Source organism: Jeotgalibacillus sp. S-D1 (assembly GCF_004358665.1).
Lineage (GTDB): Bacteria > Bacillota > Bacilli > Bacillales > Jeotgalibacillaceae > Jeotgalibacillus.
Genome location: NZ_SMZR01000001.1, coordinates 187,559 through 209,912, shown reverse-complemented (window position 1 = coordinate 209,912; position 22,354 = coordinate 187,559). Strand labels below are relative to the sequence as shown.

The window sequence follows — 22,354 nt, the reverse complement described above, 5'->3', positions numbered from 1 at the left end:
CTTGTACCTCCTAAAGGCTATATTTATTTAAATGGATAATTCCTGGGAAAGGCGATATAAATCCATATCTGCTTTATGTTCCATCTTTAACGCTTCAATAATATCATAATCAACCAATACATTCTTTTCGATTCCTACAGCTCGTCCGCCCTTGCCTTCCATAAGCAATTCGACTGCTTTTGCTCCCAGACGGCTCGCAAGCACACGGTCTGATGCAGTAGGTGAACCTCCGCGCTGCATGTGCCCAAGAACTGATACACGTGTTTCAAGCGCCATTTTCTCTTTAAGCTTTTCAGCCAGTTCGTTTCCTGACATAACGCCTTCCGCTACAATGATAATGCTGTGTTTTTTGCCGCGTGCATGCCCTTTAAGAATTCTTTCAGCAATGTTATCCATGTCGTGTGGATCCTCTGGAATAAGAATCGTTTCCGCTCCACCGGATAATCCTGCCCATAAAGCGATATCCCCGGCATTACGACCCATAACTTCGATTATGAACGTACGTTCATGAGATGTCGCAGTATCCCGGATTTTATCAATTGCATCAATAACGGTATTTAATGCGGTATCGAAGCCAATTGTAAAGTCTGTTCCCGGAATATCATTATCAATGGTTCCCGGTACTCCGACACATGGGTATCCATGTTCAGTCAGCGCTTTCGCTCCCATGTATGAACCGTCGCCGCCAATCACAACCAGACCTTCAATGCCATGCTTTTCGAGCTGCTGAATACCTTTCAGCTGGCCTTCTGCAGTTTTAAACTCTTCACATCTTGCGGAGTAAAGTTTTGTACCGCCCCGATGAATAATATCGCCCACAGATCCTAATTCTAATTTCTCAATATTACCTGAAATCAAACCCTGGTACCCCTGGTAAATCCCATATACTTCAAGACCATGAAAAATGGCTTTACGAACTACTGCCCGCACCGCTGGGTTCATCCCGGGAGAATCTCCACCACTCGTTAAAACACCAATTTTTTTCATAAAAAAAATTCCCACCTTTTAACTTAATGTTTAATATATGTTAAGTGCTTCACACAAATAAATATCCCTAAACGTCAAAGAACTAAATTTGACTGTACAAGTTAAATTTCTACCCCATATAAAATAACATGAAGAAGGCCTGTACTCAATAAATAGCCCGCAGGTTAACCAATAGACGAAATTATTGTTCGAATGAAAACGCTTTATCAATAAAATAATTCACCAAATCGACATAAATATTTTTTTGCAAAAAAGTAATTTTACAGGAAGAAACATATAAACAAAAATTTGGTTCTTCTTTTTCGCCTTCACCCTGCGTCTTCTGTTGACTGAATGAAGCAAAAAAAAAAGACGCGTACCAAAAAAAGGTACACGTCTACTATTCCCTAATGGATTTCAGTCAAAACAGAATGAGATCCAATCTTCTGGAATTTTTCATGGCGATGTGAAATTAACTGTTCGACAGAGAGCTTGGACAGTTCAGCAAGGGAACGATAAAGAACAGTGTCAATTTTTTTAGCCTGCTCCTTAATTCCTTTGTGCGCCCCACCTTTTACCTCAGGTACAATTTCGTCAATAATGCCTAACTCCTTAAGATCCGGAGCTGTAATTTTCATTGATTCTGCTGCTTTTTTTGCTAACGAAGCATCTTTCCACAAAATAGAAGCTGCACCCTCAGGTGAAATAACGGAGTAAGTAGAGTTTTCAAGCATATGCAGATGGTTGCCTATCCCAAGTGCAAGTGCTCCTCCGCTTCCTCCCTCTCCAATTACAATGCAAACCACAGGGACAGTTAACCCTGCCATTTCAAAGAGATTGCGGGCAATTGCTTCACTTTGTCCCCGCTCCTCCGCCGCTTTACCAGGGTAAGCCCCTTTTGTATCAATAAAGCAGATAATCGGACGATTAAATTTTTCCGCCTGCTTCATTAGACGGAGCGCTTTTCGATATCCTTCTGGGTGTGGCATACCGAAATTCCTGCGGATATTTTCTTTCGTGGCTTTCCCGCGCTGATGGCCAATAACTGTGACTGGATTGCCTTTATAAAACGCAATTCCTCCTACGATCGCTTGATCATCACCGTACAGACGGTCACCGTGCAGTTCGATAAATTGGTCAAATAATTCACCAATATAATCCAAAGTAGTTGGTCTTTCAGGATGCCGGGCGATTTGAACCCGATCCCATGGCTTTATATTTAAATAAATATCATCTTCCAATTTAGCCAGGCGCTGCTCTAATTTCTCAATTTCAAGGGATAAATCAACATCGGAGTTTGCTGTAAAGTTTTTAAGCTCATTAATTTTTTCTTTTAGCTGAACAAGCGGCTTTTCAAATTCAAGTTCATTTACCATGTTGCAACCCCCTGCTTATGAATAGCCAAAATAGTCGACAGACGTTCTCTCAATTCAGTTCTTGGAACAACTGCATCAAGCTGTCCGTGTTCCAGTAAAAACTCTGCGGTTTGAAAATCTTCAGGCAGCTTTTCACGAATGGTCTGCTCGATAATTCTTCGGCCTGCGAATCCGATCAGAGCTCCGGGTTCAGCAAAATTGTAATCACCCAAAGAGGCAAAGCTTGCAGAAACTCCCCCTGTTGTAGGGTGTGTCATGACAGAAATAAAAAGTCCGCCTGCAGTGCTGAATTTCTTCAGCGCTGTACTAGTTTTAGCCATTTGCATCAATGACAGGACGCCTTCCTGCATGCGTGCCCCTCCGCTGGCAGTGAAGATAATAAATGGTGCAGAAAGCTCTTCAGCACGTGCGATAGCCAATGAAATCTTCTCTCCCACAACCGAACCCATACTGCCCATTCTAAAGCTGGAATCCATTATTGCCAGCACTACTTTATGGCCCTCGATTTCAGCAGTACCAGTAACAACCGCCTCGTTTAAACCAGTCTTTTTACGGTCCTTTTCCACTTTTTCCAAGTAATCCGGGAAGTTAAGAGGATTAATGGACTTCATCTCTTCATTCATTTCAACAAAAGTGCCAGAATCTACTAAGCTTTTGATACGTTCTGAAGACGTCATGATGTGATGAAATCCACAATTCTGGCAAACTTTACTGTTTTTCTTAATTTCTTTTGTGTACATAATCTTTTTGCATTTCGGACATTTCGTCATAATTCCTTCGGGCACATCATTTTTAGCATTTTCAGAAGGAATGGTCGCATACTTCTTCTTTTTTGGTTTCGTAAAAATATCTTTGAGCAACGTAAATCCTCCTCCCCATGTTTTAAATCCTGTAAAGATTTTTCATCTGGCAACTATCTAATTCCCACTCGTACATGAGATTCTTGGCATAGTTGATTTATCTCTTATTTATTGGTCTGAAGCTGTGCAAATAGCACGAATAAATTCCATATTACCAGTTAGTAATGCGTTTTTAACATCATAAATGAGTTCTTCGCTTAATGGAAGTATTTCTTTCTTTCCTTCAGTGTCAAAATCATGCAGAACAAGCCATACCTTATAGGCGAGGCGGTTTCCTGAAGCTTTGATCAGTTTGGATTTAAAGTGTGTGAAGGTACTGATTTCCCCTTTGTTAAAACCGGCGTGAATCGTATCAAAAAGGTGTTCAATACCGTCTTTTCCACTTAAAAACAAACGGTTGAAGCTTGCGGATTCAACCCAATCCTTCATTTCCACCACATCATTTTCTGCCTGACCGTTTTGCAAAATAAACATTCCCAGTAATTCAACCAGGCGATGATCTCTAAAATCGCGTAAAAAAGTTCCTTCTCCGTGCCTTGTCTCAATCAGACCTAGCAGCTCCAGTGCTCGAAACGCCTCACGTACAGACGACCGGCCAACCCCGAGGCGATCTGATAATTCGCGCTCTGAGGGCAGCCGGTCACCTGAGGTCAGACGATCTCGCTGAATCATATCTTTAAGCTGATGAACAACAGAGATATATACCTTTAACTGAGGGTTAGATTGTTCCACGTATGGGGTCACTCACTTTTTCCAATTAAAGATAAACGCTCTGTTTTGGCCCGTATTTCTTCAGGATCCACTTTTCTTCTGGCTACACCCGTTTCCATAGCAGCTGTAGCAACAGCAGCAGCAACTGCAGGTGCAACGCGCGGGTCGAATGGTGCAGGAATAACATAATTTTCATTGAGTTCCTTGTCTGAGATTAATGAGGCAATAGCTTCAACAGCCGCACGTTTCATCTTCTCATTGATATGAGTAGCACGTACATCCAGCGCTCCTCTGAAAATACCAGGAAAAGCCAATACATTATTGACCTGATTCGGATAATCTGAACGGCCGGTTCCAATAACTTTAGCTCCTGCAACCTTTGCCAGTTCCGGCATTATCTCAGGTACAGGGTTTGCCATTGCGAAAATAATGGCTTCATCATTCATTGTCCCAACCATTTCTTCTGTCAGGGCACCAGCTACTGATACTCCAATGAATACATCCGCTCCCTGAATGGCGTCTTCCAGTGAGCCGTCCAGACGCTGACGGTTTGTGATTTTAGCCACACCATCTTTAATTTTATTCATACCATAAGGACGCCCTTCAAAAATAGCTCCTTTTGAATCACACATGATAATGTCTCGGACACCATAGCTATATAACAAATTGATGATTGCAATGCCAGCAGCACCCGCACCGTTCATTACTACCTTAATATTAGACATATCTCTATTCGTAATTTTTAATGCATTCACAAGTCCTGCCACGGTAACAATTGCTGTACCATGCTGATCATCATGAAATATAGGAATATTGGTTTCCTTCTTTAATCGTTCTTCAATTTCAAAGCAGCGCGGAGCGGCAATGTCTTCAAGGTTTACACCGCCAAAGGTTGGCTCCATCAATTTAACAGTTTCTACTATTTTATCAATATCAGTTGTATTCAAACAAATTGGAAAAGCGTCAACGCCAGCAAAGCTTTTAAACAATACTGCTTTTCCTTCCATTACAGGCAATGCAGCTTCAGGGCCGATATTGCCCAGACCAAGAACAGCAGTGCCATCTGAAACAACTGCTACCATATTGCCTTTCATTGTATAATCATAAACCGTTTCAGGCTTATCATAAATTTCCTTACATGGTTCGGCTACTCCTGGAGAATAAGCCAGGCTTAGTTCTTCAGCATTGCGAACGGATACTTTTGATTTTGATTCTAATTTCCCCTGGTTCACTCTGTGCATATGTAGCGCTTCGTCGCGTAATGACAAGGTAATTCACTCCCTGGATTTAACGGGGATATCCCCTTTATTTAACAATTGGTCTGACCACATAAATCTCTAAACCACTATATCAAAAAAAGCCTCGAAAAAGCAATGATATTTTAACGCTCCGGATGCTGTGCAATCCTTTTAACCGTGTGAAACACTGGCGGGTGGACGTTTTTTGTCCACTTAAAAACCTAATTGATTACTGCACCACAACATTTGAATTTCCCAGCAGTTTCTTCAGTTCGGAAGAAAGATCGCCGGAAATGTTTCCCCATTCAGATCGCTGAAGCTGAATCGTCCGCTTTGAATCTTCAAAATGGATGACAACCGGAGTGCCGCCTTTATATTTACTGCAAATCTCTCTTACTTGTTCTAACGTACCCTCTTGATCCAGATGCTGAGGAATGCGCAGAAAAAGCTTGGGGCTGCTTTTTGGCGTATTCCAATCTTTTGCAAGTTTAATCTCTTGAATAACGATTTGCACTCTGCCGTTTCGTTCTTCTGCCTTTCCCTGCAAAATGATAAGGCTGCCCGGAATTAAGATCGAGGAGGCATGTCGGTATACATCAGGAAACACCACTGCATCTATGTCTCCTGCTGCATCACTTAAAACTGCAAAGGCCATTGCTTCTCCCTTCTTAGTTCGAATCATCCGGATGTCTGTGACCAGTGCCCCCATAATAATAGACCGCTGACCAGGTTGAAGTTCATCCGAAGACTTTGCCTGCAAAGTTGCCAGTTTATCTTTCATAGCAGAAACCGGGTGAGCGGATAAGTAGAGGCCTAACACTTCTTTTTCGTAGGCGAGCTTTTCTTCTGGGGGCATCGGCGATTTTTCAATGTATTTCGGGGAAATGTTAAAATCATCACCGAATAACCCGCCGTCATCTGATGCCATCAAGGATGCATGTTCGAGAGCTACATCAATCGTAGCAAGCAATGTGGACCGATCCTTTCCAAAGTCATCCAACGCTCCTGAAAATACAAGTGCCTCGATTACTTTCCGATTAATGGATTTTGAGGGGACTCTGACACAAAGATCAAATAAATCTTTATATTCTTTGGATCTTCTGACAGTAACAATATCCATAGCCGGCGTTTTCCCAATACCTTTGATGGAACTGATGCTGTAACGGATCCCTTCTTCCTCCACTGCAAAATAACGCTGGCTCTTATTAATAGAAGGCGGCAGTACAGGGATATTTAATCTTTCACACTCCCTGATATACAAGCGCATTTTATCTTCATTTCCTGTGACAGAAGTCATAAGAGCAGCCATAAAATGTTTGGCATAGTGAGCTTTTAGATAAGCAAGCTGATAAGCAATCAAACTGTATGCCACGGCATGGCTCTTATTAAATCCATAATTGGCGAACTGCACAATTAAATCATAAATTTCATTGCCTGTTTTTTCCCCATAGCCCCTTTTTATTGAACCTTGTACAAACCTTGCCCGTTCCCGATCAAGATCTTCCTTCTTCTTTTTGCTTACAGCTCTTCTGAGCATATCAGCCTGACCGAGTGTAAAACCTGCAAGGCGGGCGGCGATCTGCATGATTTGCTCCTGATAAACAATAATTCCATGGGTAGGGGAAAGGATATCCTTCAAATCTTCGTGAGCATACTGAACAGTTTCAATTTTATGTTTTCGTTTGATGAACAAAGGGATATGTTCCATCGGGCCTGGACGATACAGTGCATTTACAGCCACGATATCTTCAAATTTACTTGGTTTTAGTTTCGTCAGCACGTTTTTCATTCCATCTGATTCAAGCTGGAAGATTCCTACTGTCAAGCCTTTACTCAGCAGATCAAACGTTTCTCTGTCATCTCCCGGAATGTCTTCAAGCCTGAACTGCGGATGCTGGCTTTTAACAGCCTGCGTTATTTTTTCCAGGAGTGTTAAATTCCTCAGCCCTAAAAAGTCCATTTTAAGTAAACCAACATCTTCCAATATATCCATCGGCCACTGCGTCAAATGAATATATTCCTGCCCTTGCTGAAGAGGCACAATGTCGACTAACGGCCGGTCGCTGATCACTACACCAGCTGCATGAGTTGATGTATGGCGAGGCAGACCCTCCAATTTTTTTGCTGTATTAAACCATTGCTGGTGGCGACTTGATTGGTCAACAAACTGACGCAGATTAGGAGACTCCTTATAAGCCTCTTCTAAAACAATGCCTGGCCGTGAAGGGATGGAGCGTGAGATCACTTCCATTTCACCTGTGGAAAAGCCATATACCCTTGCTGTATCTCTTGCAATGGCTTTGGCTGATAATGATCCGAAGGTGACAATCTGAGCTACGTGTTTTGAGCCGTATTTTTCTGCCACATATTGGATCACTTCGTCTCTTCTGTGATCTGGAAAATCAATATCAATATCAGGCATCGATATTCGTTCAGGATTTAAAAAGCGCTCAAATAACAAATCATGCTTAATTGGATCTACATGTGTTATATACAGTGCATAAGCCACAAGAGAGCCTGCTGCTGACCCCCGGCCCGGTCCTGTTAAAATACCTTGTTCTCTGGCAAACTTCATGAAATCCCAGACAATTAAAAAGTAGTCATTAAACGACATACGGTCGATTACAGACAGTTCATATAAAAGTCTTTCTTTATAAAGAGGGGATATAGCAGATATTCTTTTCTTCATTCCCTCCATGCAAAGATGCTCAAGTACTTCTTTTGCCGTAACATCATCGGGAACAGGATATTTGGGTAAATAAGTCCTGGTGAAGTCCAATTCAACCTGGCAGCGCTGAGAAATTTCCAGTGTTGCCTCCATTGTTTCGGGATAGGAAGAAAACTTCTCTTTAATCTCTTCCTTGGATAAAAATGAATAGTCCCCTTCGAGACGGTCTCCTTCTATTTTTATTCCATCACGAATGGCTGTGATGACTTCATAGCTGAATGAATCTTCTTTTTCAAGATAACGAACATCACAGGAAGCTGCCGTTGGAATACCAGCTGAGCTTGCGAATGAATGAAGTGCTTCCATTTGATCCTGATCCTGCAGCAAACCATGGTTTTGAATGCTGATGTAAAAAGATTCTTCACCAAACATTTCCCTGTATTGATGTGTTCTTGCCATGGCTTCTTCAATCGACTGCTGGTGAACTAATTGTTCAATTTCGCCTGCATTACCTGGTGTAAGTGCGATAAGTCCTGAAGAGTATGAGGATAACCACTTCTGTGGAATTCCTTTGGGAGATTTTGTTTGAAGGCCACTGGAGATTTTGATTAAATTCTTAAAGCCAGTTTCATTTTCAGCCAGCAGAACGAGCGGGTAGGAGCGCTCGTCCTGCTCTACCCACACATCTGCTGTCATGCCGATGATCGGCTTTATATTTTCTTTGATACAGGCTCTGTAAAAAGGAACCACTCCATACAGTACATTTCGATCCGTAATCGCTATGGACCGGTAGCCTTCTTTTTTTGCCCTTTCAATCAAAGCAGAAAGCGTGATTGTACTAGACAAAAGATCATATGAGCTTGTGACCTGCAAATGGACAAACGGCATTCTGCTTCCCTCCTCTGTTTCGGGTTCTATCATTCACATATTTTTTGCAGCTTGGCAATGACTTCATCTGCTTCTGACCATTTTTTTATCGATGCGCCGGCAGCCATAGGGTGTCCTCCGCCGTTGTATTGTCTGGCAAGTTCATTTACAATTGGCCCTTTAGAGCGAAGCCTCACTCTGATTTCAGTTGGTTCTTCAATGAAAAACACCCAGGCCTTCATGTTTTTGACACTGCCCAGAGTCCCGACCAGCAAAGAGGCTTCTGATGCGGAAACCTCATATTTATTAAGGATATCCTGTGTTAATTTAATAAAGGCCGCCCCATTTTGGTCGATAGAGAAATTTTGCAGCACATAGCCTTGAAGCTTTAGTACATGTGCATCCATTTCGTATAAAGAGTTAAACAGAATAGAGCGGTCAAAGTCGTACTGAATCAGCTGGCCAGCGTATTCAAGCGTTTTCTGAGATGTACTCGGAAATAGGAATCTTCCAGTATCTCCAACAATTCCTGCAAAAAGCAAGCGGGCTCCCTCATCGTTTAGTTTCAGCTCCCGCTCTTTTCCTTCCAGATACAGCTCATAGATCATTTCACTCACTGAGCTGGCAGTTGTATCCACCCATAATAAATCACCATACGGATCTACATTAGGATGATGGTCAATTTTAATAATCTTAGCCCCGTTTTTGTAGCGCTGATCATCCACTCTTTCTTCGTTGGCTGTATCACAAACGATAACAAGCGCTTGAGCGAATAACTCATCTGGCACTTCATCCATTCGTCTTAAAAAGGACAGTGATTTTTCTCCTTGTCCTACTGTAAAAACTTTTTTTTCCGGGAAAGAAGTTCTGATCATTTCAGCCAGTCCCCCTTGTGAACCGTAGGCATCAGGATCCGGACGCACGTGCCGGTGAATAATAATGGTTTCGTATTCTTTAATGGTATCAATAATCTGCTTTTTCATTTTTATCTGCCCTTTCAGTGACAAGAGTGGCGTTTCATTAAATTTCCCGCTACAATATAGTAAGAATGCAGTTTTTTTATGGAGGAATATGAATGCCAATCTTTGTATTTGTAATTATCATGTCTGGTGTAGCTTATTTATACTTTAAAACAAAGCAAATCCGCTCTGTGCGCCCAGTTGAAAAACAATGGCAGGCAAGCCGGGCAGGCATAGCTCTTGGACTGGCTATTGGTTTTTTTGGTTTGAATCAGCTGTTTCTATTTAATTTTGAACAATCATCTGAATTAATCGTCACCTATGTAATTGCCGGGATTTTTATTGCAATTGGGTTCGGCAGTTCGTGGATGCGGTTTAAAGCATACCGCCATCTTACACCTATCCTGGCAAAAGAAGAAGCAGAGTGGGAGAAATTTGAGAAGCAGCAATCGTGAAACCGGCTTAATGCCGGTTTTTTATCTGTCCAATAACTGGCACATCATCATCGCTTTTCCTACCAAATTCCCCTCACTAAAAACTTCCACATCTACCTTGCCGAATTTTCTGCCGACATCCAATAATTTTGGACAGATCTCGATTGTACTTTCCATCTGAACAGGTTTAATAAAGTATATCGTAATATTTTCAATAACCAAATCACTTCGTTTGAAGTCTTTCAGTGTCCGGTTCGCAGCTTCTGTCACCAGGGATGTAAACACTCCATAAGATATTGCACCAAGCTGATTCGTCATTTGGGGCGTAACGTGAAAACGATAGGGCTTGTCAGAATTTTTATAAACCGTCATTTCCTTAAAAACAATATCATCTATTGTTTCGCCAATTTGCGGCTGACGCTGAATCATCTGCAGCGCTTTGAGAACATCCTGTCTGCTGATTACCCCTTCCAAATGATAATGCTCATTAACGACAGGCAGCAATTCAATTCCTTCCCATATCATAATATGAGCAGCTGAAGCGACACTGGTTTTTATGCTTACAGTCAACGGAGAACGTGTCATCACCCGATCAATTAATTCATTTTGATCTTCCCCTAATATATCCTTTGAAGTGACCATCCCTACTACTTTTAGCGTGTTTTGATCGACAACAGGGAAACGGCTGTGTTCCGTAGCATCATTAAGCCGGCTCCAGTGCTCCACCTTGTCCTTTGATGTTAAATAATGGGCATGCTCAAACGGAATTAAGATATCTTCTACGAGTACGATTTCTTTTTTAATCAGCTGATCATAAATAGCCCGGTTAATCATCGCAGCGACGGTAAACGTATCATAACTGGTAGAAATAACAGGCAGTTCCAGTTCATCCGCAAGCTTTTTTACCGATTCATCCGCATCAAACCCGCCTGTTATAAGTACAGCCGCACCAGCTTGCAGTGCAAGTTCATGCGCACGGGTACGGTTCCCTACGATCAACAGGTTACCTGCCTCCGTGTAGCGCATCATTGCTTCAAGCTTCATTGCACCGATTACAAACTTATTAAGCGTTTTATGCAGCCCGGTTCTTCCGCCCATTACTTGGCCATCTATTATATTGACTACTTCGGCAAAGGTAAGCCTTTCAAAGTTTTCCTTTTTCTTTTTTTCAATACGGATGGTCCCGACACGTTCAATCGTACTTACCAGCCCTTGATTTTCTGCTTCTTTAATTGCCCGATAAGCAGTCCCTTCACTGACATCGAGCGTCTTGGCAACCTGACGGACGGAAATTTTATTTCCAACCGGGAGTGATTCGATATGTAAAAGTATCTGTTCATGCTTTGTAGCCACTGTCTGTTCCTCTCTTTCGATCCGATCATGTATTCGCTTTTTTATTATACGCATTAATGTTCCCTTCCTTCAATGGATCACACCTTTTCTAAACAAATAAAAAGACCGCCGGGCATCTTGCACCCTCCGGCGGTCTCCATGTTTATAATGTAATTACCTCGCCTGCAGCCATCACTTTGCCCTGACCCTCCTGCAGCAGTTGAACAAATTTGTCAGGATCCTGTTTAATTGGCGGAAATGTATTATAGTGAATCGGCACTACTTTTTTCGCCTGCAGCAATTCAGCAGCATAAGCCGCATCGTCAGGCCCCATGGTGAAATTATCCCCAATAGGCAAAAAGGCAAGATCAATCGGATGGCGTTCGCCTATCAGCTTCATGTCCCCAAAAAGGGAGGTATCTCCTGCATGATAGATCGTTTTTCCTTCTGCCATCAACAAAACCCCTGATGGCATGCCGGTATAAATAATCTGCTGAACGTCCGTTGTATAGGAAGAACCATGGAAAGCCTGTGTTAACTTAACCTTGCCGAAATCAAATTCAAAAGATCCTCCGATACTCATTGGATGGGTTTTCAAGCCCTGCCATTCAAGGTAAGTTGCGAGTTCAAAAGGAGCAATAACAAGAGCATCGCTTTTCTTGGCAATTTCAACGGTGTCCCCTACATGATCATTATGACCGTGTGTAAGAATAATTACATCCGGTTTTTCATTTTCCGCCTTTAAATCAGTAAGTTCATTTCCATTAATAAAAGGATCAAATAAAATGGTCGTATCGTTGGTTTTGACTTTTACGATTGAATGTCCATGATATGAAATCTGCATACATCTATTCCTCCCTGACAATAGTTTGACGCCGTGCATCTCCCTACCCTCATTCCCTCTTGCTTTTACTTAAAAACCTGGAGTTGATGTTTAATAAGGCATTTTCCAGCCGTGCTGATTTACAATAAACAAAATAATTGCTAGGATTTAAGGATAAGCAGATCATAATTTAGGAGGATACAATGCAATGGTAAAAACTGAACAGGTTCAACGTTATTTAATTGACCATTCTCTGGATGGCGCATTATTAACCTCAACAGAAAATGTTTATTATACAACAGGATTCAGAAGCGATCCGCACGAACGGTGGTTAGCCGTTTTTATCTCTCCTGAAGGACAAAACATTCTCATATGCCCGGGCATGGAAGAAGCGGAGGCTCGAAGTGCAGGGTGGAAGGGCACCATTATCGGCTACAGTGATACAGAGAATCCTATTAGTCTATTACATAAAAAAATAAGTACAGGAAAAGAATTGAATACACTCGCTATTGAAAGCAGTCATTTAACAGTAGAGAGGCTGAACAGCTTAAAACAATCGTTTGGAGAATTCACTGTTCATTCGATCGATCAAACCTTAAACGATCTTCGTGTGGTGAAGACACAGGAAGAAATTGCGCTTCTGCAAGAGGCTGCCCATTTAGCCGATTATGCAGTTGAAGTAGCATGCAAGGAATTGGCTGAAGGAAAAACAGAATTAGATATTCTTGCGACGATCGAGTATGAATTAAAAAGAAAGGGCATAACGGAAATGTCTTTTTCTACTATGGTTTTAACCGGGAAAAATGCGGCATCTCCACATGGCACTCCCGGCTTAACCCAAATTCAAAAAGGAGATCTCGTTCTGTTTGATCTTGGGGTAGTGTACAAGGGATATTGTTCAGATATTACCCGCACAGTAGCATTCGGAGAGATCACCAGTGAACAAAAGAAGATTTATGATACAGTTCTTGCTGCTGAAATGACAGCGCTGGAGATGGTTAAGCCGGGTGTAAAAGTCAGCGATCTGGACCTCGCAGCCAGAAAAGTGATTGACGAGGCGGGTTATGGCGACTTTTTCCCACACCGCCTGGGCCATGGACTGGGCTTGAACGTGCACGAGTACCCTTCTATTACATCAAGTAATGATCTTGTGCTTCAGGAAGGAATGACCTTTACGATCGAACCTGGCATCTACGTTCCAAACATAGCCGGTGTAAGAATAGAGGATGATGTGTTAGTCACATCCAGCGGATTTGAAACATTAACTAAATTTCCAAAAACACTTCAAGTTTTTTGATAAACATATAAAAATACCAAAGTTTAAAAGAGCCTAATAAAAAAAAGATGCCGCGATGGCATCTTTTTTTATTATGGTACTAATAATTCTCTGACACTGGCGTACTCTAAACCGTGCGCTTCTGCTACTGCATTATACGTAACATATCCGTTTGCACAGTTAATGCCTTTTAAAAGCGCTTCGTTATCAATACAAGCCTGACGATAGCCTTTATTGGCAATCTGCACCGCGTAAGGAACGGTTACATTTGTCAGTGCAATCGTGGATGTACGGGGAACAGCTCCCGGCATATTGGCTACGGCATAATGTACGACTCCGTGCTTAGTGTAAGTTGGAGCATCATGCGTTGTAATACGGTCTGTTGTTGCAAAAATTCCGCCTTGGTCAATTGCAATATCAACCACTACAGCACCCGTTTTCATGGATTTTATCATTTCTTCCGTTACAAGCTTTGGCGCCTTGGCACCCGGGATTAAAACAGCTCCGATAACAAGGTCCGATTCCGCTACAGATTCAGCAAGATTTAATGGATTTGACATTAAAGTAGTTACGTCTTTTCCGAATAAATCATCCAATTGACGCAAACGATCCGGGCTCAAATCAAGAATGGTTACATCTGCTCCCAGACCGACAGCCATCTTCGCCGCATTCGTTCCTGCAACGCCGCCTCCAACAATTGTTACCTTACCTCTTGCCACGCCAGGTACACCTCCGAGAAGAATGCCGGCACCACCATGGATTTTTTCCAGGAATTGAGCACCAATTTGTGTGGCCATTCTGCCAGCCACTTCACTCATTGGTGTCAGTAATGGAAGTGAACCATTCGGCAGCTGAACGGTTTCGTAGGCGATCGCCACTACCTTTTTATTTATTAGCGCCTTTGTTAGTTCCGGTTCTGGAGCAAGATGCAGATATGTAAATAAAATTAGTCCTTCTCTAAAATAGCCATATTCGCTTGCAATCGGCTCTTTCACCTTCATAACCATGTCAAAAGACCAGGCTTCCTGAGCAGTTAAGGCAATTTTTGCTCCAGCAGCCAGATAATCTTCATTTGTAAAACCTGATCCAATTCCAGCTTCATGTTCCACAAATACTTCATGTCCCTGAATTACTAAATGGTGAACACCAGATGGTGTAATAGCCACACGATTTTCATTGTTCTTAATTTCTTTTGGAATCCCAATACGCATTAAAAGCCCCTCCAAATTATAGTTCTCCTCATCCATGCGCCTGACATCAGCTCTATTGTGATGTTTAGCAATTACATTTTAACAAATGAACGAAGTGATGTCTCATGTTATTTTCCTTGGTTTAATAAACTAATTATTCATACTATTGGTCTTCGAATTAGCACTCTGTTTAGTATGGTAAACTAAAGTAAAAACATGTAAGAATTATTTAAGAAATGGAGATTTTTATGCAGCCCATTCCACGAAAAATAGAAATTGAACGTTTTGGTCTTGAAGCAGTACCATTAGCACGCAAACAAACAAAATGGTTTGAGTATGCAGGTATTCAGCTTGCTTTTTCGGTTAATACGGGAAATGTACTTGTTCCTGCGCTGGCTGTATTGACTGGCGGTTTGTCAGCAGGCTGGGCTATTTTATCAACTGTGCTGGGTGCTGCGGCAGCTTTTTTTCTTGTATCTTTACTTTCATTGCCCGGTGCAAAACATGGGCTCCCTGCACAATTTGTAATTCGCACGATGACCGGAACGCTCGTCTCCCGTTATTTTGCTTCTCCCATCCGTTCACTTACCTCCCTGTACTGGTTCAGCGTTCAGACCATCGGCGGTTCAATGGTAGTGTCTGCTCTGGCAGAACGATTAGCTGGCATTACAGTGCCAGCAGCTGTACTGGCCCCGGTTTTTGCATTGATTATGGCTATATTGGCTCTTGTGGGTTTTGATGCTGTTAAAAAGGCAACAAAATGGTTTCTTCCCCTTCTGTTTCTTGGGCAGGCAGCCATGCTGTTTCTCATCATCCAGTTCAGTTTACAAACTGATTCCCCGCTCTTCCAAGCTGGCGGAACTTTTGCAGCCGGACCGTTTTTCTTTTTTGCCAGTCTGGCATTTGTTCAATATGTATCAGGTGTCAGTGCTTCCTCTGATATGACCCGATATGCAAAAAATGTGCAGCATGCTTTTTGGGGTGTGCTTGCAGGCAATTTAGCTGGTTTTCTGTTGACTGCATTATTGGGAACGCTGTATGCTTCATTGCTTGGATCGATGAATCCATTTGTTTCTGCAGGCGAACTGACTGATTCTGCTGTATTGCTTTCTGTCATGGCTCTTAGTGCCATTGTATCAATGATCTCTATAAATTTGAGCAATGCCTATACAGGGGGATATAGTATGCTAAACGCGTTTCCGTCTCTTGGCCGAGTTAATTGCGCTATTCTTTTTGGTACAGGAGCAACGATTCTTAGCTGCTTTCCCATTCTCGTATCACAAGCCGAACAATACATATCCATACTTGGAGCCGCTATTATTCCCTTGTCAGCCATCATCGTTTTTGACTTTGTTTTCATTAAGAACCGGTCGATTACCGATGGAGATCTTTCAGCATTAATGACCGGCAAAAAGCATGTGAATCTATCTGCTGTGGCTGTAGTCATTATTTTTATTCCTGTCTATTTATCTATCCCTTCGTTTGCATCACCCGGTTTCATTGTGTTTTTCCTGTCAGGCATTTCATATTTGCTATTTAAGAAAATCAGAGGATGAAATTCCATATTTTTGTTCTGATTTTTCATTTATAAATAAGGAAGTTTTCAGAAAATAGTGTACAATAAAGGGAAGGAGGGGATAAAAATGCCACTTAGTTATGATCATATTCTTGTTGCAGTTGATGGGTCAAAAGAAGCGGAATGGGCTTTCAAAAAATCAATTGATATTGCAAAACGGAATGATGCCACCCTGAATCTTCTTCATGTTATTGATACCCGATCGTTTGCTGTAGTTGAAGCGTATGACCGAAGCGTAGCAAAACGGGCACAGACATTTGCCGAAGAGATGCTTGGAGAGTATAAAGCAGAAGCAGAACGAAAAGGCGTGAACAAAATTAATGTGTTCGTTGAGTACGGCTCTCCAAAAGTTCTCGTTCCAAAAGAGTTTGCTAAAAAAGTAGAAGCAGATCTGATTATTTGTGGAGCCACGGGCCTGAACGCCATGGAGCGCTTCTTAATAGGCAGTATCTCCGAACATATTGTGCGGGCCGCAAAATGCGATGTACTTGTTGTTCGAACAGACCAGCCTCCGGAAAAAACCCCTGTTGAAGATGATTTTACTATATAAAAAAGGCGGCCGCATATCTCCGGCCGCCTTTTCTTCTTTTATATGGATGAAGCTGATGCAAGCTGTTCTTTTGCTTTTTCAAGCTGTTTCTTCACCTGGTCAAATCCAGTGCCGCCCGCAGATTCTCTGCGCTTTACCGCCTGAAACGGCTCCAGTACCTGGTAGATATCTTCTTCAATAACCTGTGAGGCTTCCTTGAGAGTATCAAGAGGCAAATCTTTTAAATAGATGCCTTTCCCAATACAAACAAGCACCAGCTTCCCAACGATCTCATGGGCTTCTCTAAATGGCACACCTTTAGTGGCAAGATAGTCTGCTAACTCCGTTGCATTTGAAAAATCTTCATTAACAGCCTGTTTTAAGCGATTCTCGTTAACAGCCATCGTATCAATCATTCCGGCAAAAATCTTTAACGAGCCCATCAGGGTATGAACGGTATCGAACATCCCTTCTTTATCTTCCTGCATATCTTTGTTATAAGCGAGCGGCAGTCCTTTCAGAACGGTTAACAGCGACACCAGGTGGCCAAAGACTCTGCCTGTTTTACCACGCACAAGCTCTGCCATATCTGGATTTTTCTTCTGTGGCATAATACTGCTTCCCGTTGAAAAAGCGTCTGCAAGTTCAATAAACTGAAATTCCTGACTTGACCAAATAATCATCTCTTCTGCAAATCTTGATAGATGCATAATTGTCATCGATGCATTGGATAAAAATTCTACAATGAAATCCCGGTCGCTGACAGCATCCATGCTATTTTCATAGATAGATGAAAATCCCAATAGTTCTGCTGAACGATGGCGGTCGATTGGAAAGGTTGTACCCGCAAGAGCTCCTGCTCCAAGCGGAGACATATCAATTCTCTTCATTGAATCTTCAAAGCGCTGATAATCACGTTCCAGCATCCAGAAGTAAGCAAGCAGATGATGGGCGAATGAAATGGGCTGCGCACGCTGAAGATGTGTATAGCCCGGTGCAACTGTCTCCACATGCTTTTCAGCCTGCTTCGTTATCGCTTTTTGTACCGCACGGATCAACAGTTGAATTTCTTCCACTCTGTTTTTTAAATAAAGATGCATATCAGTTGCGACCTGATCGTTTCGACTTCTTCCTGTATGAAGTTTGCCCCCGACCTGTCCGATTTCCTGAATAAGCAAATGCTCCAAATTCAAATGAATATCTTCATTTCCAACCGAAAATTCCAATTCATTTTTCTCAGCTTTTTGTTTTAATACAGAAAGCCCCCCTATTATTTCATGAACCTCCTCAGCGGAGAGGATATCACATTCCCCAAGCATCGTAACATGGGCAACAGAACCCTCTAAATCTTCCAGCACAAGCTGCTGGTCGAAACCGATGGAGGCGTTAAATTCGTCTACCCATTCCTCTGGTGATTGTGCAAATCTTCCTCCCCAAAGTTTACTCATGAGACCGTCTCGCCTTTTTTATTTTGTACCATTGAGTGGACTTTGGTTGGAAGGCCCCAAAGCTGAATGAATCCAACTGCAGCATTATGATCGAATTCATCATCCGCTGTATAAGTAGCAAGCTTTTCATTGTACAGTGAATTTGGCGATGTTCTGCCCTCTACGATTGCATGACCTTTAAACAATTTAACTCTGACCACACCATTTACGTACTGCTGCGTTTCTTTTAAGAATGCAAGCAGAGCCGGAGTCAATGGAGAGAACCAAAGACCTTCATAAATCATTTCAGTCAGCTTTTTTTCAATAATTGGCTTGAAATGGGCCATTTCTTTCACCAGCGTCAGATCTTCCAGTTCTTTATGAGCATTCATCAGGGTTACGGCTCCGGGACATTCATATACTTCTCTTGATTTAATGCCTACTAATCTATTTTCCACATGGTCGATTCTGCCGACACCGTGTTTACCAGCAAGATCATTCAGCTTTAAAATCATGGCTGAAAGGTCCATTTTTTGTCCATTCAATGCAACAGGGACACCTTGATCAAATGCGATTTCAATTAATTCGGGTGCATTAGGTGTTGTTTCAAGAGATGCAGTTAAATCATATGCACCTTCAGGCGGCGCTGCCCAAGGGTCCTCTAAAACTCCGCATTCATTGCTTCTTCCCCAAAGGTTCTGATCAATTGAATAAGGGCTGTCTAAATTGATAGGGATTGGAATGTTGTTCTTTTTTGCGTAATTGATTTCTTCTTCTCTTGACCATCCCCACTCACGAACGGGTGCAATTACTTCAAGTTCAGGGTTCAGAGCCTGGATAGCCACTTCAAAACGAACCTGATCATTTCCCTTACCGGTACACCCGTGAGCGACGGCTGACGCCCCGCTGTCTTGAGCTACTTCAACCAGTTTTTTTGCAATTAGAGGACGAGATAGAGCTGACACAAGCGGATATTTGCCTTCATACATTGTATGGGCCTGTAATGCAACCAGCGCAAAATCTTTCGCAAATTCTTCTTTTGCATCAATTACATAGCTTTCAACTGCTCCAACCGTGAGTGCTTTTTCTTTTATGAAATCCAAATCCTTGCCTTCTCCAACATCTAAACAACAAGCAACAACCGAGTAGCCTTGATCTTTAAGCCACTGAATTGCTACTGAAGTATCCAAACCGCCCGAATATGCTAAAACCACTTTTTTATTTTCCATCATCTAATCCCTCTTTCGTATTTTTATTTATCATTCTGTATATTTATTCTTTATAGGATGTGTACATACTAACAGGTCTTTTTAGAACTTTCAATAGTTATCTGCTTTAAAAATATAGTTTTAATTTTCTGACAAAATAGTATATAAAAACAGTAAGGTGCATGAGGGCCTTATAAAACTTTTCCGCGAGGAGTCACGCATAACCCTGCAGGAGACCTGTGTGCGCAAGCTGGACTTACCTATTTACGTTGTGAAAGTAAATATGTTTGAACAAAAAACGATGTTGGGACAATACTAATTAAATGACGAAAAAAGGATGGAACAAATGTGTCCCATCCTCTTCTAACCGGTTCACTTCACTTCACTTCAGGCGGACGCTTTCCGCAGGGACTTCGCTTGAGCCCTCCTCAGGCTACGCCTTGCGGGGTCTTAAGCGCCGTCACATCCTGCAGGAGTCGCCACCTTCCGCTCCGTGCAAACAGACTCAATTTCCGTGATTTATGGAGTTATGTCCCTACCTCATTCTGCAAATTTTTTTTCTCAGCCTTATCCTTTATTCATCTTTTTTATCCAGCAAGAAGCGGTATTGATAGAACTTCTCTGCAAAATCAGTTACGCGTCTGGTGAACTGATAATTAGAAAAAGCGCCGATGGACATTGATACCACCGGTAAGTTCGAGATCTTTTTCTTTCGGAATAAGCTGATTGCGGATGATTTTATCAGCTGCTTCATTGGACCCTCAAGCCAGCGTTCATTTGTCAGTTCATCGTTTCCACTGAAAAAATAGTCGAAATTACGTGCCTGTATAGACCCGATCAGATCATCCCATGCTTCGGCCTGATACCGCAGCGGCATGGTTGCAGCGTGAAACACTTTTAAAGACAGCGTCATTTCATAAGGAGTTTGAACATCTCGTCCATAAGCCATTGCAATGAACTGAATAGCTCTTATATTTAGTACTGTCATCGCAAAAAGATCGGTACTGAAAGCAAGCATCCCTCCGGTTCCTGCCACGCCGCCCTGCAGGAAGGAATAAAACTTATGTCGCCCGCTCTGCTGGATCGCCATGTAATGCAGCTGGTCGATGCGAAGGTGCTGAAAATCCTCCAATTGTATTATCGTTTCATCAAAAGCTTTTGCTGTGGCGATCAGCCGTTCTTTTGTATCTTTATGTAGATGAGAGCCCTGAATAATACTGTGCATATGAAATAAAGTTGAATCCATTCTTGTAAATACTTCTTCTTTAATTTCGGATGGTAAATTTGCAAATGATGCATCCATCCATCTGGAAAATGTGTGCGAAATATCATGCCCCATATAATTTCCAAGTTCTTCACGCCATAGTGATACTTCTTCATTTACTGCCTGTTCACGAGCAGACCAGCCCACAGGAAATCCACCTCATTTTTTACATAAGTATACCACGGATACAAAATTTTCAAAAATGTCTTTATCATAAAAAAAGCCTGCAGCTTTTAATAAAGCTGCAGGCTTTTTATTCTTTATGATAAACGAAGCACGTCACGTGCAATCATAACTTCTTCATCTGTTGGGATTATAAGAACTTTTACAGGTGAATGAGGATAGTTAATAAACGCTTCTTCACCGCGTGTTTTGTTTAATGTAGGGTCCCAGTATACGCCCATGAATTCAAGACCATTTAAAACTTCAGCACGAATCGCTTCACTGTTTTCACCAATTCCTGCAGTGAAAATAATAGCATCCACTCCGTTCATGCGGGCAGCATACGAACCAATGTATTTATGAATACGATTTGAGAAAACATCAAGTGCTAAACGGGCACGCGTATTGCCTTCAGCTGACTGAATTTCGATGTCGCGAAGGTCACTTGAAAAGCCGGATACACCCAGCATTCCTGACTGTTTGTTTAACACATCCAGTACACCTTCAGCTGTTTTATCTGTCTTTTCCATAATAAACGGGATCAATGCCGGGTCAATATTACCGCTTCTTGTACCCATTGTTACTCCGGCAAGCGGTGTAAAGCCCATAGAAGTATCAATTGAACGTCCGCCTTCGATCGCTGCAATGCTGGCACCATTTCCTAAGTGGCAGGAAATGAGTCTAAGCTGGTCTAATGGACGTCCAAGCATTTCAGCTGCACGCTGTGATACGTATTTATGAGACGTTCCGTGGAATCCATATTTACGAATGCCATAATCCTTATAATACTGGTAAGGAAGGCTGTATAAAAATGAACTTTCAGGCATTGTCTGATGAAATGCTGTATCAAATACCGCGACTGCCGGTACATTTGGCAGCACTTTTTGGAATGCACGGATTCCTGTAATGTTTGCAGGATTATGCAATGGAGCTAAATCAGATAATTCTTCAAATGCCGCAATTGTTTCTTCAGTAATCAAAACAGAATCGTTAAAGACTTCTCCTCCGTGTACTACACGGTGGCCAATGCCGTCGATCTCATCAAGCGATTGGATGATACCGGCTGAAGTCAGCTTTGCAAGAAGCAGTTTAACTGCTACTGAGTGGTCAGGGATATCCGTGATTTCTTTTTGTTTTTCGCCGTCTACTGCAATTGTAAAAACAGCATCATTTAATCCAATACGCTCAATTATTCCTTTTGTAATAACCGTTTCTTCTGGCATGTCAAAAAGCTGAAATTTAAGTGACGAGCTTCCTGCATTAATAGCGATGACTTTTGTCATGTGGGGGTTCGCTCCTTTATATTTACATTTATAATGAACTTGGGCTTTTACGTTCTACTATAGAAATATTTTTCGAATAAATTCGGAGAGATATTTCTTTTACCATTGTTCATTTAATCATTGAATCTTATACACTTCAAGAAAAAGGTCGTCATGGCAACGGTTACAACTAAAAGTGTTTATTTTCAGAAAAAACGCGTATCGA

General features: G+C 42.0%; 18 protein-coding genes. 4 read left to right on the top strand and 14 right to left on the bottom strand.

Annotated elements, in window-relative coordinates; all coding sequences use genetic code 11:
• Positions 1-27: 27 nt before the first annotated feature.
• From pfkA to E2R51_RS01010, 7 genes are all read right to left on the bottom strand, one after another.
• Complete coding sequence (gene pfkA, locus E2R51_RS01040) at positions 28-987, bottom strand: 6-phosphofructokinase (RefSeq protein WP_133375172.1); 960 nt, start codon at positions 985-987, stop codon at positions 28-30.
• A 386-nt stretch (positions 988-1,373) separates the two neighbouring features.
• Positions 1,374-2,342 carry an acetyl-CoA carboxylase carboxyl transferase subunit alpha gene (gene accA / locus E2R51_RS01035; RefSeq protein ID WP_133375171.1) on the bottom strand — a complete coding sequence of 323 codons (969 nt, stop codon included), beginning with the start codon at positions 2,340-2,342 and terminating at the stop codon, positions 1,374-1,376.
• Positions 2,336-3,202, bottom strand: coding sequence for an acetyl-CoA carboxylase, carboxyltransferase subunit beta (gene accD / locus E2R51_RS01030; RefSeq protein ID WP_133375170.1), 867 nt, complete (start codon positions 3,200-3,202; stop codon positions 2,336-2,338). Before accD ends, accA begins: the two co-directional genes overlap by 7 nt.
• 108 nt (positions 3,203-3,310) lie before the next feature.
• A complete protein-coding gene (locus E2R51_RS01025) occupies positions 3,311-3,874 on the bottom strand; it encodes a FadR/GntR family transcriptional regulator (protein ID WP_133376294.1) in 564 nt (187 codons plus the stop codon).
• Between the two features lie 68 nt (positions 3,875-3,942).
• Positions 3,943-5,181 carry an NADP-dependent malic enzyme gene (gene ystJ, locus E2R51_RS01020; protein WP_133375169.1) on the bottom strand — a complete coding sequence of 413 codons (1,239 nt, stop codon included), beginning with the start codon at positions 5,179-5,181 and terminating at the stop codon, positions 3,943-3,945.
• Between the two features lie 199 nt (positions 5,182-5,380).
• Positions 5,381-8,707: a DNA polymerase III subunit alpha gene (gene dnaE, locus E2R51_RS01015; protein ID WP_133375168.1), complete on the bottom strand. Its 3,327-nt coding sequence runs from the start codon at positions 8,705-8,707 to the stop codon at positions 5,381-5,383.
• Positions 8,708-8,736: 29 nt separating this feature from the next.
• Entirely contained in the window at positions 8,737-9,669 is a 933-nt protein-coding gene (locus E2R51_RS01010; RefSeq protein ID WP_133375167.1) for a DHH family phosphoesterase, read from the bottom strand.
• A gap of 92 nt (positions 9,670-9,761) precedes the next feature.
• On the opposite strand from E2R51_RS01010, the gene E2R51_RS01005 reads away from it, so the two are divergent.
• Positions 9,762-10,100: a YtpI family protein gene (locus E2R51_RS01005; RefSeq protein WP_133375166.1), complete on the top strand. Its 339-nt coding sequence runs from the start codon at positions 9,762-9,764 to the stop codon at positions 10,098-10,100.
• A gap of 21 nt (positions 10,101-10,121) precedes the next feature.
• Here E2R51_RS01005 and E2R51_RS01000 read toward each other — a convergent pair whose 3' ends face one another.
• Both E2R51_RS01000 and E2R51_RS00995 read right to left on the bottom strand, forming a co-directional pair.
• Positions 10,122-11,486, bottom strand: coding sequence for a DRTGG domain-containing protein (locus E2R51_RS01000; protein ID WP_133375165.1), 1,365 nt, complete (start codon positions 11,484-11,486; stop codon positions 10,122-10,124).
• An 88-nt stretch (positions 11,487-11,574) separates the two neighbouring features.
• Positions 11,575-12,255, bottom strand: a complete 681-nt coding sequence (locus E2R51_RS00995) for a metal-dependent hydrolase (protein ID WP_133375164.1) — start codon at positions 12,253-12,255, stop codon at positions 11,575-11,577.
• 187 nt (positions 12,256-12,442) lie between these two features.
• On the opposite strand from E2R51_RS00995, the gene E2R51_RS00990 reads away from it, so the two are divergent.
• Positions 12,443-13,531: a M24 family metallopeptidase gene (locus E2R51_RS00990; protein ID WP_133375163.1), complete on the top strand. Its 1,089-nt coding sequence runs from the start codon at positions 12,443-12,445 to the stop codon at positions 13,529-13,531.
• A gap of 71 nt (positions 13,532-13,602) precedes the next feature.
• Here E2R51_RS00990 and ald read toward each other — a convergent pair whose 3' ends face one another.
• The gene (gene ald, locus E2R51_RS00985) at positions 13,603-14,721 is read right to left on the bottom strand and encodes an alanine dehydrogenase (protein ID WP_133375162.1); all 1,119 of its coding nucleotides are present in this window, start codon (positions 14,719-14,721) and stop codon (positions 13,603-13,605) included.
• 227 nt (positions 14,722-14,948) lie between these two features.
• On the opposite strand from ald, the gene E2R51_RS00980 reads away from it, so the two are divergent.
• Complete coding sequence (locus tag E2R51_RS00980) at positions 14,949-16,256, top strand: purine-cytosine permease family protein (RefSeq protein WP_133375161.1); 1,308 nt, start codon at positions 14,949-14,951, stop codon at positions 16,254-16,256.
• A gap of 87 nt (positions 16,257-16,343) precedes the next feature.
• Positions 16,344-16,826, top strand: a complete 483-nt coding sequence (locus E2R51_RS00975) for a universal stress protein (protein ID WP_133375160.1) — start codon at positions 16,344-16,346, stop codon at positions 16,824-16,826.
• A 38-nt stretch (positions 16,827-16,864) separates the two neighbouring features.
• On the opposite strand, the gene argH is transcribed toward E2R51_RS00975, so the two are convergent.
• The 4 genes from argH to E2R51_RS00955 form a co-directional block, all read right to left on the bottom strand.
• On the bottom strand, positions 16,865-18,253 hold the full coding sequence (argH, locus tag E2R51_RS00970; protein WP_133375159.1) for an argininosuccinate lyase: 1,389 nt from the start codon (positions 18,251-18,253) through the stop codon (positions 16,865-16,867).
• The gene (locus E2R51_RS00965; RefSeq protein WP_133376293.1) at positions 18,250-19,461 is read right to left on the bottom strand and encodes an argininosuccinate synthase; all 1,212 of its coding nucleotides are present in this window, start codon (positions 19,459-19,461) and stop codon (positions 18,250-18,252) included. Before E2R51_RS00965 ends, argH begins: the two co-directional genes overlap by 4 nt.
• Positions 19,462-20,014: 553 nt before the next feature.
• Positions 20,015-20,851, bottom strand: coding sequence for an EcsC family protein (locus tag E2R51_RS00960; RefSeq protein ID WP_133375158.1), 837 nt, complete (start codon positions 20,849-20,851; stop codon positions 20,015-20,017).
• A 113-nt stretch (positions 20,852-20,964) separates the two neighbouring features.
• Positions 20,965-22,149 carry an acetate kinase gene (locus E2R51_RS00955; RefSeq protein ID WP_133375157.1) on the bottom strand — a complete coding sequence of 395 codons (1,185 nt, stop codon included), beginning with the start codon at positions 22,147-22,149 and terminating at the stop codon, positions 20,965-20,967.
• Positions 22,150-22,354: the final 205 nt, after the last annotated feature.